The organism is Solimonas terrae, assembly GCF_011067135.1.
Taxonomy (GTDB): Bacteria; Pseudomonadota; Gammaproteobacteria; order Nevskiales; family Nevskiaceae; genus Solimonas; species Solimonas terrae.
Window position 1 is genome coordinate 100168 of the sequence record NZ_JAAMOW010000011.1, and the last position, 14470, is coordinate 114637.

General features: G+C 66.4%; 14 protein-coding genes. 7 read left to right on the top strand and 7 right to left on the bottom strand.

Annotated elements, in window-relative coordinates:
- Positions 1-155: 155 nt before the first annotated feature.
- From G7Y85_RS19045 to G7Y85_RS19075, 7 genes are all read left to right on the top strand, one after another.
- Positions 156-959 (top strand): hypothetical protein, encoded by an 804-nt coding sequence (locus G7Y85_RS19045; RefSeq protein ID WP_166261248.1) that lies wholly within the window; start codon positions 156-158, stop codon positions 957-959.
- A gap of 549 nt (positions 960-1508) precedes the next feature.
- Positions 1509-1946, top strand: coding sequence for a YciI family protein (locus G7Y85_RS19050; RefSeq protein ID WP_166261251.1), 438 nt, complete (start codon positions 1509-1511; stop codon positions 1944-1946).
- 63 nt (positions 1947-2009) lie between these two features.
- Positions 2010-2840 carry an alpha/beta fold hydrolase gene (locus G7Y85_RS19055; protein WP_206675622.1) on the top strand — a complete coding sequence of 277 codons (831 nt, stop codon included), beginning with the start codon at positions 2010-2012 and terminating at the stop codon, positions 2838-2840.
- 138 nt (positions 2841-2978) lie between these two features.
- Complete coding sequence (locus tag G7Y85_RS19060) at positions 2979-3473, top strand: hypothetical protein (protein WP_166261254.1); 495 nt, start codon at positions 2979-2981, stop codon at positions 3471-3473.
- 67 nt (positions 3474-3540) lie between these two features.
- A complete protein-coding gene (locus G7Y85_RS19065) occupies positions 3541-3936 on the top strand; it encodes a hypothetical protein (protein WP_166261257.1) in 396 nt (131 codons plus the stop codon).
- Positions 3937-3960: 24 nt separating this feature from the next.
- The gene (locus G7Y85_RS19070) at positions 3961-4341 is read left to right on the top strand and encodes a VOC family protein (RefSeq protein ID WP_166261260.1); all 381 of its coding nucleotides are present in this window, start codon (positions 3961-3963) and stop codon (positions 4339-4341) included.
- Positions 4342-4422: 81 nt separating this feature from the next.
- Positions 4423-4905 (top strand): cupin domain-containing protein, encoded by a 483-nt coding sequence (locus G7Y85_RS19075; protein WP_166261263.1) that lies wholly within the window; start codon positions 4423-4425, stop codon positions 4903-4905.
- A gap of 48 nt (positions 4906-4953) precedes the next feature.
- On the opposite strand, the gene G7Y85_RS19080 is transcribed toward G7Y85_RS19075, so the two are convergent.
- The 7 genes from G7Y85_RS19080 to G7Y85_RS20535 form a co-directional block, all read right to left on the bottom strand.
- Positions 4954-6111, bottom strand: coding sequence for a glycosyltransferase family 9 protein (locus tag G7Y85_RS19080; protein WP_166261266.1), 1158 nt, complete (start codon positions 6109-6111; stop codon positions 4954-4956).
- A 602-nt stretch (positions 6112-6713) separates the two neighbouring features.
- Entirely contained in the window at positions 6714-7790 is a 1077-nt protein-coding gene (gene apbC / locus G7Y85_RS19085) for an iron-sulfur cluster carrier protein ApbC (RefSeq protein ID WP_166261385.1), read from the bottom strand.
- A 285-nt stretch (positions 7791-8075) separates the two neighbouring features.
- Positions 8076-9233: a methyl-accepting chemotaxis protein gene (locus G7Y85_RS19090; protein ID WP_166261269.1), complete on the bottom strand. Its 1158-nt coding sequence runs from the start codon at positions 9231-9233 to the stop codon at positions 8076-8078.
- Positions 9234-9462: 229 nt separating this feature from the next.
- Positions 9463-10488, bottom strand: coding sequence for a protein-glutamate methylesterase/protein-glutamine glutaminase (locus G7Y85_RS19095; RefSeq protein ID WP_166261272.1), 1026 nt, complete (start codon positions 10486-10488; stop codon positions 9463-9465).
- The gene (gene cheD, locus G7Y85_RS19100; RefSeq protein ID WP_166261274.1) at positions 10488-11120 is read right to left on the bottom strand and encodes a chemoreceptor glutamine deamidase CheD; all 633 of its coding nucleotides are present in this window, start codon (positions 11118-11120) and stop codon (positions 10488-10490) included. The genes G7Y85_RS19095 and cheD overlap by 1 nt, the downstream gene beginning before the upstream one ends.
- Positions 11117-11971: a CheR family methyltransferase gene (locus tag G7Y85_RS19105; protein WP_166261388.1), complete on the bottom strand. Its 855-nt coding sequence runs from the start codon at positions 11969-11971 to the stop codon at positions 11117-11119. The genes cheD and G7Y85_RS19105 overlap by 4 nt, the downstream gene beginning before the upstream one ends.
- A 141-nt stretch (positions 11972-12112) precedes the next feature.
- Entirely contained in the window at positions 12113-14461 is a 2349-nt protein-coding gene (locus G7Y85_RS20535) for a methyl-accepting chemotaxis protein (RefSeq protein WP_206675623.1), read from the bottom strand.
- Positions 14462-14470: the final 9 nt, after the last annotated feature.

Consider the following 14470-nt stretch of genomic DNA (forward strand, 5'->3'; position numbering starts at 1 on the left):
CCCGAATGCCGCGTCTGAATCCATCTAATCCGGCGCTCCGTCAGAACGCCACACAGAATCAGGGACTTGGCGACTCCGCGCCGGGATTATGTGGATTGGGTCACGGATTAGACGGATTTCGTCGTCCGTCTAATTGGCGTTGGGCCTAAAAGCACATGGACAAACGAGCACTTACCATTTTGCATGACGCGCACTGGGGTTCTGGCGGCTGGAAGCGCAAGGAACTGGTGTCAGATGCAGACTTTGCTTACGCAAAAGAGGCGGGGGTTATGTTTGACACCATCGCCATCGATCACGACGGTATCGTCAGAAAATGTCTCACCATCCGCGAGCGCATTGAACCAAAGGCAGTTGCAGACGCATTCATTACAAGTCTTGCAACGCGCAGTTTGGCCCATCGTTCTGCGCTCGGAAGCTACGCCGTTTTAAAGGCTTTCCCAAGCCATGCTTGGGCCGGAGAAGGTCCGTCGTGCGACATCTGCGGCAGCTATTCGCAGAGAGAGTCAAAGAAAGAAGATCTGAATGTTCTGAATTTCGAGCGTTTCAAGTGGGGAGGTGTAAGGCACTTACAGGCACTTTACGCAGCGTTTGATCTTGAGCAATTTCAGATGCTCCCTCACGTCAGAGTTTTGCCGGAGCATGTCTCCCTCTTCAAAGAACTTATCGCTTGCATCGAAAATGTCCCGCCAGGCACGAGTTCCGCTCAGTTGCACAGCCATCTCCCAAAGGCACTAAAGTCAAATAAGCCTGAGCGTGACATTCTCCTTGGCATATTGGGCATCGCGGGAGTCCTTCAAACGGCTGAGCATCGCGGCTTTCAGCAAGCCTTTGTGCGCGCGGATCACAGGGCGCTGCCAGACCGCAGATTCGTCGATATGGCTTATCCAGCATGCTGGTGGTCTCAATCAGACGGTATTAACAAAGAGGCAGTAAAGGCATGGTTCGGCCATTTGCTGTAGTGCGGCCCAACAAGGTGTACATGGACTCCTCCCGCAAGCCCGCAGGTGAGTGAAGCGCTGATCGCGGCGTGCAAAGGTGGTTGCAGTCGTACATTCGGCTTCGTCGAGGGCCTGCGATGCAGGCCGAGTCTTCATGGAAATCCGCGCCGGGAGCGCCACACGTTCGCAACGAGCTTATCCGCGCTCACGCTTGTTGTCGGCTTTGCTGCCCGGACGGGCCGGCCGTCTACGCCATGATCTGCTGTCTTCTCCTGCGCAACCCTCGGAAACGTTTGCTGCTGCTGTGATGAATCAGGCCGCAGCGGCCTGATCGGGATCGAACAGCGTGCCGTGCCACCGGAAGCTCGCGTTTCCAAATTCTCATCGGGCGGCAGCAAGCTCGATGCCAGAAAGCTCTGGTTACGAGTTGTCGCTCAGGCGGGGAAGCTTACGGATTCATCGCCCTGCGGGCCTGCCATGCGGATCATCGAAATCCGGCCGTAAAGTGTCGATTTGCCGGCGCCTCGTTCGTCGCAATGCCGAGCCACCATTCGACCCAGGAGAATGACGATGCGATTCATCATCACGGCACAGGCGGGCGCGGACCGTGCGGAGCCGGACGCCGGCGGCGGCGTGGACGAGGCCCTGCTCACGGCGTACATGACGTTCAACGAGGACATGCACAAGGCCGGCGTTCTCGTTGCATCCGAAGGCTTGAATCCGGCAGCGCGCGGCGCCCGCGTCGCGGCGGCCGGTGGGAAGCGCTACGTCGTCGATGGCCCGTTCGCCGAGTCGAAGGAGTTGCTCGGCGGCTTTTACATCATCGAAGTCGGATCGCTCGAGGAGGCGATTTCCTGGGCGCTGCGCGCGCCTTGCGGTCTCGGCACGGACGATGTGCTGGAGGTGCGCCAGCTCACCGGAGCGGGCGACGTTCCGCCGGAGGTTCTCGACATCATCAAGGCGGCGGCACCGACCTGGAGCGAGTCGGTCTGGCAGGCGCGGAAGTGAAAGCCGCATGCGGCACCGGCGAGTGAGCAGCCGGAAACTCCGGCAACAGAACGGTGCGGCGAAATGGGCAGGCGTCATCAAATGAATAAATGGACGGACGGACGCTGCCGGGCGAACGGCATCAATCTTCATTACCTGCGAACCGGCGGCGACAAACCAGCCGTGCTGATGCTTCACGGCTTGATGGGCAGCGGCGCGTGCTGGACGCCTTTGGCCCGCACGCTGGCGGACGACTACGACGTGGTGATGCCGGACGCCCGCGGGCATGGGCAGTCGGGCGCGCCGCCGTCCGGATACGGGTACGAGGATCAGGCGCGCGATGTCATCGGGCTGATTGCCGGACTCGGGCTGTCGGCACCGATCCTGGTCGGACACTCGATGGGCGGCATGACGGCGGCGGTGGTCGCGAGCACGGCCGCGCGGACCATTCGCGGCCTGGCGCTGCTTGATCCGACATTTCTCGATCCGCCACGCCAGCAGGAAGTGTTCGAAAGCGAAGTCATGGCGCAGCACCGCCAGCTGCTGGCCCGCGACGCGAACGAGGTTCTGGTCGAACTGCGGTCACGACATCCGGATCGTGCGCGCGAGCTGGTCGGGCTACTCGCCGATGCCCGGCTGCAGACCAGCATTCATGCGTTCCAGGTTCTCACCCCGCCCAACCCCGACTACCGGCAGTTGCTGCGTACAATCGAGGTGCCGATCCTGATGTTGGTCGGCGATGCGGGCGTCGTGTCGCGGGACACGGCGACCGGACTGCAGCGCATCCATCCGCAGCTGCAAGTCGAGCCGATACCGAACGCAGGCCACGGAATTCACTATGACCAACCGGAGCGCGTCGCAGCGGTACTCCGGTCCTTCCTGGACTCGGCGGCCCGTTCATCGAACGATGGGTGACGGCCGGCGCCGGGCGCGGACGGGGGGTCGGCGACTGCCGGAAGCACTACCGTCGGATCTGGAGAGCCGGTTCGCGCTCCGGCACCGGCCTTGCGCTCACTCCCCTGGCCCACGCTCATGATGCGATTCGGACGATCCGTGATCCTGACAACGAATGCGTCCCGCGAGGCGGTTCACGCGCGGCTCGTGGCAGCGGTGCTGCCGGCGCGTTCGGCGCTGTCGCTCAAGCCCGTTCGCATCGCAGACTGGCTGCGGCAGTGCGAGGGCAAGTCGTTTGTCGGCACCGTTGATGCGGAGCGATTCAAGCTCGGGCTGCTCGGCACGCCGGGCGCGCGGTTCCGGCGCCGTGGCAACGCCGCGATTGTCGTCGGCACCATCGAGGATGGCGCCGTGCACGTCCGCCTGCGCCCGCCGATCTTCAACATCGTCTTTGCGGCGGCCTTCGGCCTGTTCGTGTCGACGACGTTCGTGCTGTCGTTCTACGGACCGTCGAACACCATGCCGGTGCATGGCCTGCTCGCGGTGATGCTGGTGCTGCCGCTGGCGATCCTGTTCCGCGTCTTCGTCAGCGAGGCACGCAGCGCGGAGCAAACCCTGCGCCGCGTGCTGGGTGTGGATGGAGCGCGGGACTGAGTCCCGGTTCCCGCGCGCGAGACAACACGACATCCGGAGTCTCGAAATGTTTTCCGACAAGATTTCGATGAAAGCGATCCTGCCGGCGCTGATCGGCTATCTGATCCTGTCTGTCATTGCGACGGGAATCATCGTCCAGCTGTGGCTGCCGCCCGGCATCACGGATCGTCAGCAGCTGATCCGCCTTGCGGACACCGACCCAGGGCTGCTGTTGTGGCAGAACCTGCTTGGCGCGTTTCTGGGAATTCTCGCCGGCTTCGCGGGTTGTCACTTCGCCAAGGCCGGCGGCCTGCGGAATCCGCTGCTGATCGGGGTGCTGCTGACGATCTACGGCATCGTCGGCATCGCCCTGCATCCCGCCCACCCGCTGCCGATGCAGGCAGCGAAAATCGTCGCGCCCGTGCCGCTTGCCTTGCTGGGCGGCTACCTGCGGCTCGCCATCGCCCGGCGCGGTAAGGTCTGAAGCAGCATCAGAGGAGCAACACTCATGGCATTCAAACCGCAGGGCTACAACGCCGTCGCCCCGTATCTGATCGTCGGCGACGCCGGCGCGACGATCGATTTTCTCGTTGCCACGTTCGGCGCCACCCCGCTGCGCATGATCCCGCACGAGGACGGCAGGCTGCGGCATGGCGAGGTCCGCATCGACGACAGCGTGGTCATGCTGGCCGATGCCATGGAGGGCTGGCCGCCGGTGCCGAGCCACGTGCATGTGTACGTGGCGGATGTCGATGCCACCTATGCACGCGCACTCCGGGCCGGGGCAACCGGCGTGCAGGCGCCCGTGCAGCAGGACGATCCGGACCGGCGCGGCGGCTTTCGCGATGCGGGCGGCACGACATGGTGGGTCGGCCAGCAGATGGCATAGATCCCGAACGCGACGCCGCTCCACGCGCCCGTTTGCCGGAAGCCCGGCCGCCCCTGCTCCGCCATCAACGAGAATCCGAACATGCCGCTTTCCGAAAAGCCCGCCGTCGCACTGCCGGCACTGGACGCGCCGGTGCGCAGCAAACCCTCGAACTATCCGGAACCTTTCGCCTCGCGCATGGGCGGCAGGGAGAAGCGGCCCCTCGGCGATCTGTTCGGGCTTTGCAATTTCGGCGTCAACCTGACGCGCCTGTCGGCCGGTGCCGTATCGGCGCTGCGCCACGCGCACTCGGCACAGGACGAGTTCCTCTACATCCTGCAGGGTCATCCGGTGTTGGTCAGTGACGCCGGCCGCACGCCGCTGGCGCCCGGCATGTGCGCGGGCTTTCGCGCCGGCAGCGGCGACGCGCACCAGCTGATCAATGAAACGGACGGCGACGTGCTCTATCTGGAAGTCGGCGACCGCAGTACCGGCGATCAGGTGTTCTATCCGGACGACGATCTCGAAGCGCAGCGCCACGACGGCAGCTGGCGCTTTGTCCACAAGGATGGAAGACCGTACTGAGGCGCGGCCGGTCCGCAACGGCAGCATGCGGACGCGCGGCGGCGCGGCTCAGCAGGCACGCAGTTCCGCCACCACCGCGGGCCTGCCGATCTCGACCCTTTCGCCCGGCTGGCCGGGATCGCCAGCGGGTGCCGGCGTCCATTCGCAGGGGCCGTCCATCGGCGTCGCCGGCATGCCGCGTATGACGGCGGCGGCGCTGCGCAGCAGCGATTCGGTGTCGATGCCTCGCAGATAGTCCGCCGGGTCCGAAGGGCAGGACAACACGGCGTGCTGCTCGCCTTTCGGCGCCCAGTCGTTCATCGATTCGATCTGCCGATGCCAGCTGACCGACGGCGTGCGCGCCAGCCATGCGAAATGGATCGTTCCGGTATCGCCGCCGACGTGCAGGGCCGCGCCCTCGATGACGCGAAACAGCTGCGGAAGACTCAGCTCGCCGTCAAAGACTTTCAATGCCTGGAACGGCAGCTCCGGCAACAGCTGCGCAAGCGCTTCGCGTTCGCGGGACTTGCGCGAGCATGAAATGACGAGCCGTCGCGACGGAAATCTGCGATGCAAGCCCAGCAGCAGTTCGGCCATTTGCACTGGCGGCAGCTCCTTGCGCATCAGCTTCGTGTACGGACTGACATGAATGTAGCCGGCCGGCGCATCGCGCCGAAGATCGTCCACGATCGTGTCGGCTGCGGCCGCAGCAAGATTGAACTTCGCCTCGACGGCGGCGAAACCGGCCATCTGCAGGCAGCGCAGACGCTGCTCGTACATCGCGCCCGTGCGGAACGGCACATCGGCCAGGTCGCTGGCGAACAGGCGCCAGGCCCATCGGCTGCGCGATCCGCCCGGCCGACGGATCAGGCGGCGGCCGGCGCCGGACAGCCCGGCGATGGCGGAGGCGTAGTCGGAGCCGATCAGATCGACGGCCACGTCGTAGTGCGCCGCACGCAGCCGCCGCAGCATCGACAGGTGATAGCCGATGCCGGCATCGATCGAGCGGCAGTACGGAATCGCCTTGTCGATCCACGGCAGCATTTGCAGAAAGCTGAGATTGACCTCCTGCACCATGCAGTGCAGTTCGGCCGCCGGATAGGCGCAGCGCAATGCCCAGAGCGCCGGCAGCGAGTGCACCAGATCGCCGAGACCGGCGATCTCGATCGCCAGAATCTTCCTGCTCCGGCGCGTCGCCGCGGCAAACGCCGGGGTGACGACGTTCATGACGCCCGTACGCCGCGCGCGCCAGACGGACACGCGCATCGCCGCATCACGCGCCCGTCACGGTCTCTCAGCTTCAGTGTTTTCCTGCTCATCGGTTTGCCGGATCACCCCTTGATCGCGGGAAAACCCGGCACGCCCGTCCATGACGGCGCCCGAACGCAGTACCCGCGCGCGGCCGTGCCGTTTCCCGGAACGCAGGTTTGACGAAGCGGCTTACCAGACTATTACGGGCCGTTGCCCGGTCTCCCGGCGCTTCCGCGACGCCGGTTCAGGGGGCGACATCGGCCGCGGCTCGCCGCGGCGCGGGGCGCCTTCGCACACCGACCGGTGATCGGCGGGCGGCGACGCAAAGGCAGCCTGCCGGAACGCTACGCGGGGGACAGCGCCGGCCTGCATCCGGAATCGGCGGGCCGCCGTAGGGCGATATCGGATATCCGGAGAAGCTACCCGCCATGCTCGACGACGATTACGCAGTGCGAAGTGATTTCATCTGGGCGCTGTGGGCAGGCGCGATCGGCCTCGCGCACGGCCTGTACTTCGGCATGCAGTTTCTTTGAACGGCGACGGGCGGATCGTCGCGCCGCGCGCCGCCGCCCGCGGCCTCAGTCGTCGCTGATCTCGATTGTCGGAAACACGGCGCCGGGCACGCCGTAAGCGATCTGTGCGGCAGCGCGGCGGGCGATTTCCCGGTAGCGTTGCGCGATGTCCGACTCCGGCGCAGCGATCACGGTCGGTCGGCCATCATCCATCTGCTGGCGAATGCTGGTGGTCAGCGGCAGCTGGCCGAGCAGCTCGATGCCGTACTGCGCCGCCATGCGAGCACCGCCGCCTTCCCCGAAGATGTAGTCGCGATGATCGCCGCAGTCGTACCAGGCCATGTTCTCGACGATGCCGAGCACCGGCACTTCCACGCGGCGGAACATCTGCAGGCCCTTGCGCGCGTCGAGCAGCGCGATTTCCTGCGGTGTGGTGACGATCACCGCGCCGCTGACCGGAATCTTCTGCGCCAGCGTCAGCTGGATGTCGCCGGTGCCGGGCGGCAGATCGACGACCAGATAGTCGACCTCGTCCCAGACCGTTTCGTTGAGCAGCTGGCCGAGCGCCTGCGTGACCATCGGGCCGCGCCAGATCATCGGCTGATCGTCACCGACCAGAAAGCCGATCGACATCACCTGGATGCCGTGCGCGGCAATCGGGTTCATGCGCTTGCCGTCCGGTGATGTCGGCTTGAAATTGGCGACGCCGAGCATGCGTGGCTGGCTCGGGCCGTAGATGTCGGCATCGAGCAGACCGACGCGCGCGCCTTCGGCGGCCAGTGCCAGTGCCAGATTGGCGGCGACCGTCGACTTGCCGACGCCGCCCTTGCCGCTCGCGACGGCGATGATGTTGCGAATGCCCGGCAGCGGCTCCAGGTTCTTGCGCGCCGCGTGGCTGGCGATGCGCGAGCCGATCGACAGCTCCGCCACCAGACCCAGTTGTTCGTTGATCTGCGCGCCGAGTGTCTGCGCCAGCGCGTCGCGAATGCCGGCCGACGGGAAGCCGAGTTCGATCACCACGCGCGCCGCATCGCCGACCACTTCGGCAGACGCGATCGCCCCGGCGGCGACCAGGCCGCGGCCGATCAGCGGATGGACGTGGGCATCGAGAACAGCCAGCAGATTTTCACGCGAGACGGACATCGACACGGTTCCCGGCAAGAGGGCGCGCAGTCTACACCCGGGCGCACCGCCATCGACGGTCGCCGGCTTCGGGTGCTGGCCGGCGCCGGTCATCGCGGTCGCGGGGGGTGCCGTCACGGCTCCGTGAGCGGTGCCCGACGACGCAATCGCGCGGCTATCCGCGTGCCGGGCCGGAAAACACGGCCGCGACGCGGGTGCGCACGGCGCGATTGGTGGGCTGCCGGACGTTCGTGCCGCAGATCCTCGCGCGACGGACCTCGTGACAGCAGCGAACGGCCGGCGCCCTCAGAACAGGTCGACCGTGCCCTCTTCCATCGACACCTGCGCGACCGGACGATGGACCGGCGCCCGCCAGTCGGATGCATTCGGTGCGGCCGGCGCGCCGGGCGCGGCGTTATCAGAGACCCGCGGTTCGCCATCGAGTTCCGAACCGATCGCCTCGACACGCTTGGCGTGCGCCTGCGCGACCCCGAGTGCCTGCGTGGAGATGTCCTCGAACTGCAGGCAGCGCACGGCGCGGCCGACGGCGTCGCTGATCTGCGTGCGCGCATCGGCGACCGTGCGCAGCCCCTGGGTGAGACCGTCGTTGATCGCGGCGACCTGACCGAGCAGGCGGTTGACCTCGTCCTGCGCGCCGCTGCTGACGCTGCTGTCGCGCGTCGCCATGTCGCCGACCGTGTCGCGCACCTTGGCGATCGCGTCCTTGGACACCGACACCAGCTTGCGGATCTGTTCGTTGAAATTCGTCGAGCGTTCCGACAGCGAACGCACTTCCTCGGCGACGACCGCGAAGCCGCGGCCGGCCTCGCCGGCACGCGCGGCCTCGATCGCCGCGTTGAGCGCCAGCAGGTTGGTCTGGTCGGCAATCGTCTTGACGTCGCCGAGCAACTCGAAGATCGCGTCCAGGTGTTTGACCATCTCGTCGATCTGGCCGACGGTGGTGACGCTCTGCTGGCTGACCTTGCCGAGCGCATCGGCCAGCCCGCTCATCAGGCCGACCGCGGTTTCCGCGAAGTGGCGGACATCGGTGCCCGCCGACGAGCCGTTGTTCTGCGCGAGGATGCCGGCGACGGCCTGTTCCTGGATGCGCGACTGGCGATCCATTTCCGAAAACGCGACGCCGAGCTGGCGCACCGCATCGTTGATCAGGCCGCGCACGCGCTCGACTTCGGTGCCGGTGGCCAGTGCTTCGCGCATCAGTCCGCCGCGCAGTTCGGCGAGGCCGCGCATGCGCAGCTCGCTCTGGCGCGACAGGCGCGTGATCTCGGCCTGCTGCTGCATGAGCGCACGCAGCTGCCACAGCGCGAGCACGCCCCAGGCGAGCGCGGCGGCGAAACCACTCAGGGACACGGCGGTTTCGCTCGGCAGCAGCAGCCGCACGAGGATGTGCACGGCGGTGAGCGCGGCGGGGATCGCCAGCGGCTTCCACGGCAAGGCATGCATCGGCAGCTCCTGAAATTTGTCTGAGTCTCCAAGCAACATATCGGCGTGTCGGCGTGATGCTTTAGCAAAGGACCGATTCAATCACTTCAGCCGTCGCCGCGAGCGGCGCCCGCCTTGCAGGACGGGCGCAAGCCGCGACCTGCATATCACTGCATCAGGCCGCGCAATCGCGGCTTGCGTCGCTCCCGCATGGCCGGCGAGCCGCAGCGTGGTCGGCACCGGACCGGCGCTATTCGAGTGCATCGAGCAGGGCCTGTGCCATCGCGTCGAGCGGTACGACGCGCTCGCAGGCGCCGAGCTTGAACGCGGCGCCCGGCATGCCCCAGACCACGCTGGAGGCTTCGTCCTGGGCAAAGGTGCGCGCGCCGGCTTCGCGCAGGGTCAGCAGGCCGCGCGCGCCGTCCTCGCCCATGCCGGTGAGGATGGTGGCGACGACGTTCGGCCCGGCGTGTGCGGCAAGGCTGTCGAACATCGCCTCGACGCTGGGACGGTGGCGATTCTGCGGCGGGCCGTCCGACAGACGGCACAGATAACGGGCACCGCTGCGCGCGATCAGCAGGTGGCGGTCACCCGGCGCGACATACGCGTGGCCCGGCAGGATCTGCTGGCCGTCGTCGGCCTCGCAGACCGACATCGCCGAACTGCGATCGAGACGCGCGGCGAACGGCGCGCTGAACGCGGCGGGAATGTGCTGGGTGATGACGACGGCCGGGGCGTCGGCCGGCATGCGTTCGAGCACGGCCCGGATCGCCTCCGTGCCGCCGGTGGACGCACCGATCGCGATGATCTGGTCGGTGGTGCGGTACGGCCGCCGCACCAGCCGCTGCGGCGCTGCGGCGCCGGCGCTGCGCGGGCGCACGCGACCGAGCGTGCGGACCTTTTCGCGCAGCAGTTCGGCATAGGCGTTCAGGCCCGCGCTGACATCGAGCTTGGGCTTGGTGACGAAGTCGACGGCGCCGAGTTCCAGCGCCTGCAGGGTCACGTCGGCGCCGGCCTCGGTCAGCGACGACACCATCAGTACCGGCATCGGCCGCAGGCGCATCAGGTTTTCGAGGAAGGTCAGGCCGTCCATGCGCGGCATCTCGACATCGAGCGTCAGCACGTCCGGATTGAGCTGCTTGATCTTCTCGCGCGCGATCAGCGGATCGGGCGCACTGCCGACCACTTCCAGTTCCGGATCGGCGGACAGGATCTCGGTCATCAGCTGCCGGATCAGCGCGGAGTCGTCGACGATCAGGACCTTGAGCCTGCTCATCAGAACAGCTCCACGTCGCCGGCCGGCTGTTCGCGCTGCAACTGACGGCCGTAGGCTGTTTCGACCGCGAGATCGGCGACGGTCGCGGCGACCGGCAGATGCTTGAGCAGGACCCGGCCGCTGCGCGGAAAGTAGCCGAGCTTGCGTGCGTCGACGCCGCCGAGATCCTGCGCAAGAATGCGGATGCGCTCGTCTTCCAGATAGCGCAGCGCGAAGCTCGCATTGCGCGCGCCGACGTTGGCGACCGTCATGCCGGCGATGACGTTGCCGCCACCGAAGACCTTGGCCTCGAGGCGGTCGCGGCGCGCGCCGCGCTTCAGCAGTTCGTTGATCAGCACTTCCATCGCGTAGGCGCCGTAGCGTGCCGAGCCGCCGCCGAGCGCTTCGGCCTCCGGCAACATGAAGTGGTTGATGCCGCCGACGCCGGCCAGTGGATCGCGCAGACAGGCGGACACGCAGGAGCCGAGCAGCGTGACCAGCACGATGTCCTCGTCGGTGACATGGAATTCGCCGGGCAGGATCTTGATCGCCTCGCTGGCAAGATCGCGATCGCGATAGCGGCGGCCACTGATCGCGCCGTAACTCTCGGCGCCGCTCCAGGCGGCCTCGGCGCGTTGCGCGGCGCTGCTCACGCGGCGACCTCGCCGAGTGCGACGCGGCGATAGGCGGTACGGCCGCAGGGCTTGAGCATGTCGCCGAGATTGAAGAACGACTCCGAGTGACCGGTGAACAGCAGGCCGTTCGGAACCAGCAGATCGGCGAGCCGGCGCATCAGCTTGATCTGCGTCGGCTTGTCGAAATAGATCATCACGTTGCGACAGAAGATCGCGTCGAACGGGCCGCGCAGATCCCAGCGCGCTTCGAGCAGGTTCAGGGCGTGGAAATCGATGACGCCCGACAGCTCCGGCAGGATGCGCGCGTAGCCTTCATTGGGGCCAGTGCCGCGACGGAAATAGCGGCGCAGCAGCGCCTTGTCGAGCTGTGCGACGCGCTCCAGCGGATAGACGCCGCGCGCTGCCGTGACCAGCACCTGGGTGTCGATGTCGGTGGCGACGATCTCGACCGGCGGCGGCACCCGGCCACCGGCTTCGGCCGCGCTGATCGCGATCGAGTACGGCTCCTCGCCGGTCGACGCAGCCGCACACCAGATGCGCGCATGGTGGTCACGCGGCAGACAACGCAGGAACTGCTGCAGCTGATCGAAGTGGTGCGCCTCGCGGAAGAAGCTCGTCAGATTGGTGGTCAGCGCGTTGGTGAAACCTTCCCATTCCGGCGACGTGGCCGAGGCTTCCAGTGCGTCGAGGTAGCGGTCGAAGCGCTGCTCGCCGCAGGCGCGCAGGCGTCGTGCGAGGCGGCTGTAGACCAGATCTTCCTTGCCACCGGCCAGCGCGATGCCGGCACGCGCATAGATCATCCGCCTGACGCGCTCGAAATCGCGTGCGGTGAAGTGAAACTCGCGGCTCGCTTCGTTGTGGTCGGACATGGTGAAACCGGGGAAATCGGCGGCGACTCGCGTCGCTCCTGCAAATTGCGCTTCGGGTCGCGACATGCGCCGCTCCTGCCAGTTGCCTCTTCTGCAGGAGCGGCGCGAGCCGCGATGCACACTCTCGGCGACGACCGCGCTTCAGAACTCCGTCCACTGATCCCCGGCCGGTGCCGGCGCCGGCTTGACGCCGTTGCGCCTGGCGACCGCCGGTGCAGCGGCACGCGGAGCCGGTGCAGCCGGGCGTACTGCCGGGCGTGGCGCGGCGGGCCTGGCCGCGACTGCCGGCGCTGCGGCCGGCGTCACCGTGCGCGCGTCGTCGACGCGGAACTGTGCGACCGACTGCGACAGGCCGTCGGCCTGTTCCTCCAGCGAACGGGCCGCGGCCGAGGCTTCCTCGACCAAGGCCGCGTTCTGCTGCGTGACCTCGTCCATCGAAGTGATCGCCTTGTTGACCTGCTCGATGCCGGCGCTCTGTTCCTGCGACGCGGCGCTGATCTCGGCCATGATGTCGGTCACGCGCTTCACGCTGGTCACGATTTCTTCCATGGTCTTGCCGGCCTGCTCGACGAGCTTGCTACCGTTGCCGACCTTCTCCACCGAATCGCCGATCAGACCCTTGATCTCCTTGGCGGCGGCAGCCGAGCGCTGCGCCAGCGAGCGCACCTCGGCAGCGACCACCGCGAAGCCGCGGCCCTGTTCACCGGCGCGCGCGGCTTCGACCGCGGCGTTCAGTGCCAGGATGTTGGTCTGGAAGGCGATGCCGTCGATGACGCTGATGATGTCGACGATCTTCTTGCTCGACTCGTTGATCGCCGACATCGTCGTCACGACCTCGGACACGACCTGCCCGCCCTTGCGCGCGACATCGGACGCGCCGACCGCAAGCTGGTTGGCCTGACGCGCGTTTTCGGCGTTCTGCTTGACGGTGCTGGTCAGCTCCTCCATCGACGAGGCAGTTTCCTCGAGCGCGGCGGCCTGCTGTTCGGTGCGCGCCGACAGATCGCTGTTGCCGGCCGCGATCTCCTTGGCCGCCGAATTGATCGTGCCGCTCGATTCCTGGATGCGGCCGACCACGCCGGCCATGGTGTCGACCAGCGAATTCACGCCATCGCAGAGTTCGCGAATCGAGCCGGTCTTGCCGTCGAGCGGAATGCGCTGCATCAGATCGCCCTCGCGCGCCGCGGCGACGACTTCCTGGGTCTGATGGACCGCCTGTTGCAGCACCTCGTTGGCGCGCACCTGCTCGGTGACATCGCTCGCGTACTTGACCACCTTGAACGGCTTGCCGTTCATGTCGTAGATCGGGTTGTAGCTGGCCTGGATCCAGATTTCGCGACCGCCCTTGGCAATGCGCTTGTACTGGCCCGAGTCGTATTCGCCGCGCCCGAGCTTGTCCCAGAACAGCCGGTATTCGGTGCTGCTGCGATAGGCCGGATCGACGAACATCGAGTGGTGCTGGCCCTTCACCTCGTCGAGCGTGTAGCCCAGCGTCTTCAGGAAGTTCTCGTTGGCGTGCAGGATCTTGCCGTCGAGCGTGAATTCGATGACCGCCTGCGCCTTGCTGATCGCCCGCAGCTGGCCTTCGAAATCGGCATTGCGCAGTTTCTGCTCCGTGATGTCGGTCGCGTACTTGATGACCTTGATGACCTTGCCGTCCTGGTCATGGATGGGGTTGTACGAAGCCTGGATCCAGACCTCCTTGCCCCCCTTGCCGAAGCGCCGGTACTGGCCGGCATCGAACTCGCCGCGACCGAGCTTTTCCCAGAACATGCGGTACTCGGTGCTGGTGCGATGGGCCGGATCGACGAACATCGAGTGATGCTGGCCCTTGATTTCGTCGAGCGTGTATCCGAGCGTCGTCAGGAAATTCTCGTTCGCCGTGATGATCCGCCCGTCGGTGGTGAACTCGATGACCGCCTGCGCCTTGCTGATCGCCTTGAGCTGTCCTTCGAATTCCGCGGCGCGCAGCTGCTGCTCGGCAAGCTGCTCCAGCTCCACGGTCATGTCGTTCCACTCGACGACGAATCCGTCGCGATCGCCGCCGGCATTCCTGATCGACGTGATGACCAGCGCGAAGGTGCGACCACCGAGTTTGATGCGCGCACTATGGCTGCCGTCGAGCTGGCCGAGCATGCCGCGCTGGTGGGCCGGGTTGCGATGGAAGATGTCGATGTTCGCGCCCAGCACCTTGCCGGCCTCGAAGTTCGGCAGGTCCTTGCGAATGTCGCTCTCGGCGTTCGTCAGCATCTTCACCACCGACGGATTCGCGTACAGGATGTTGAGGTCCTTGTCGGCGACCATGACGTTGGTGCTGATCAGCTCGAAGCCGGCCTGCACGCGCGCCTGATTGGCCGCCTGCACGGACATGCCGGGCGACCGGACCGCCGCCTTCCTGACGGACGATTTGCCGACCTTGACGGGAGCCTTGACGGCGGCCTTCCCGGGCCGGGCTTTGACGACGGCTTTGCGGCCTGCGGACTTGCTCATGAGTGGCTC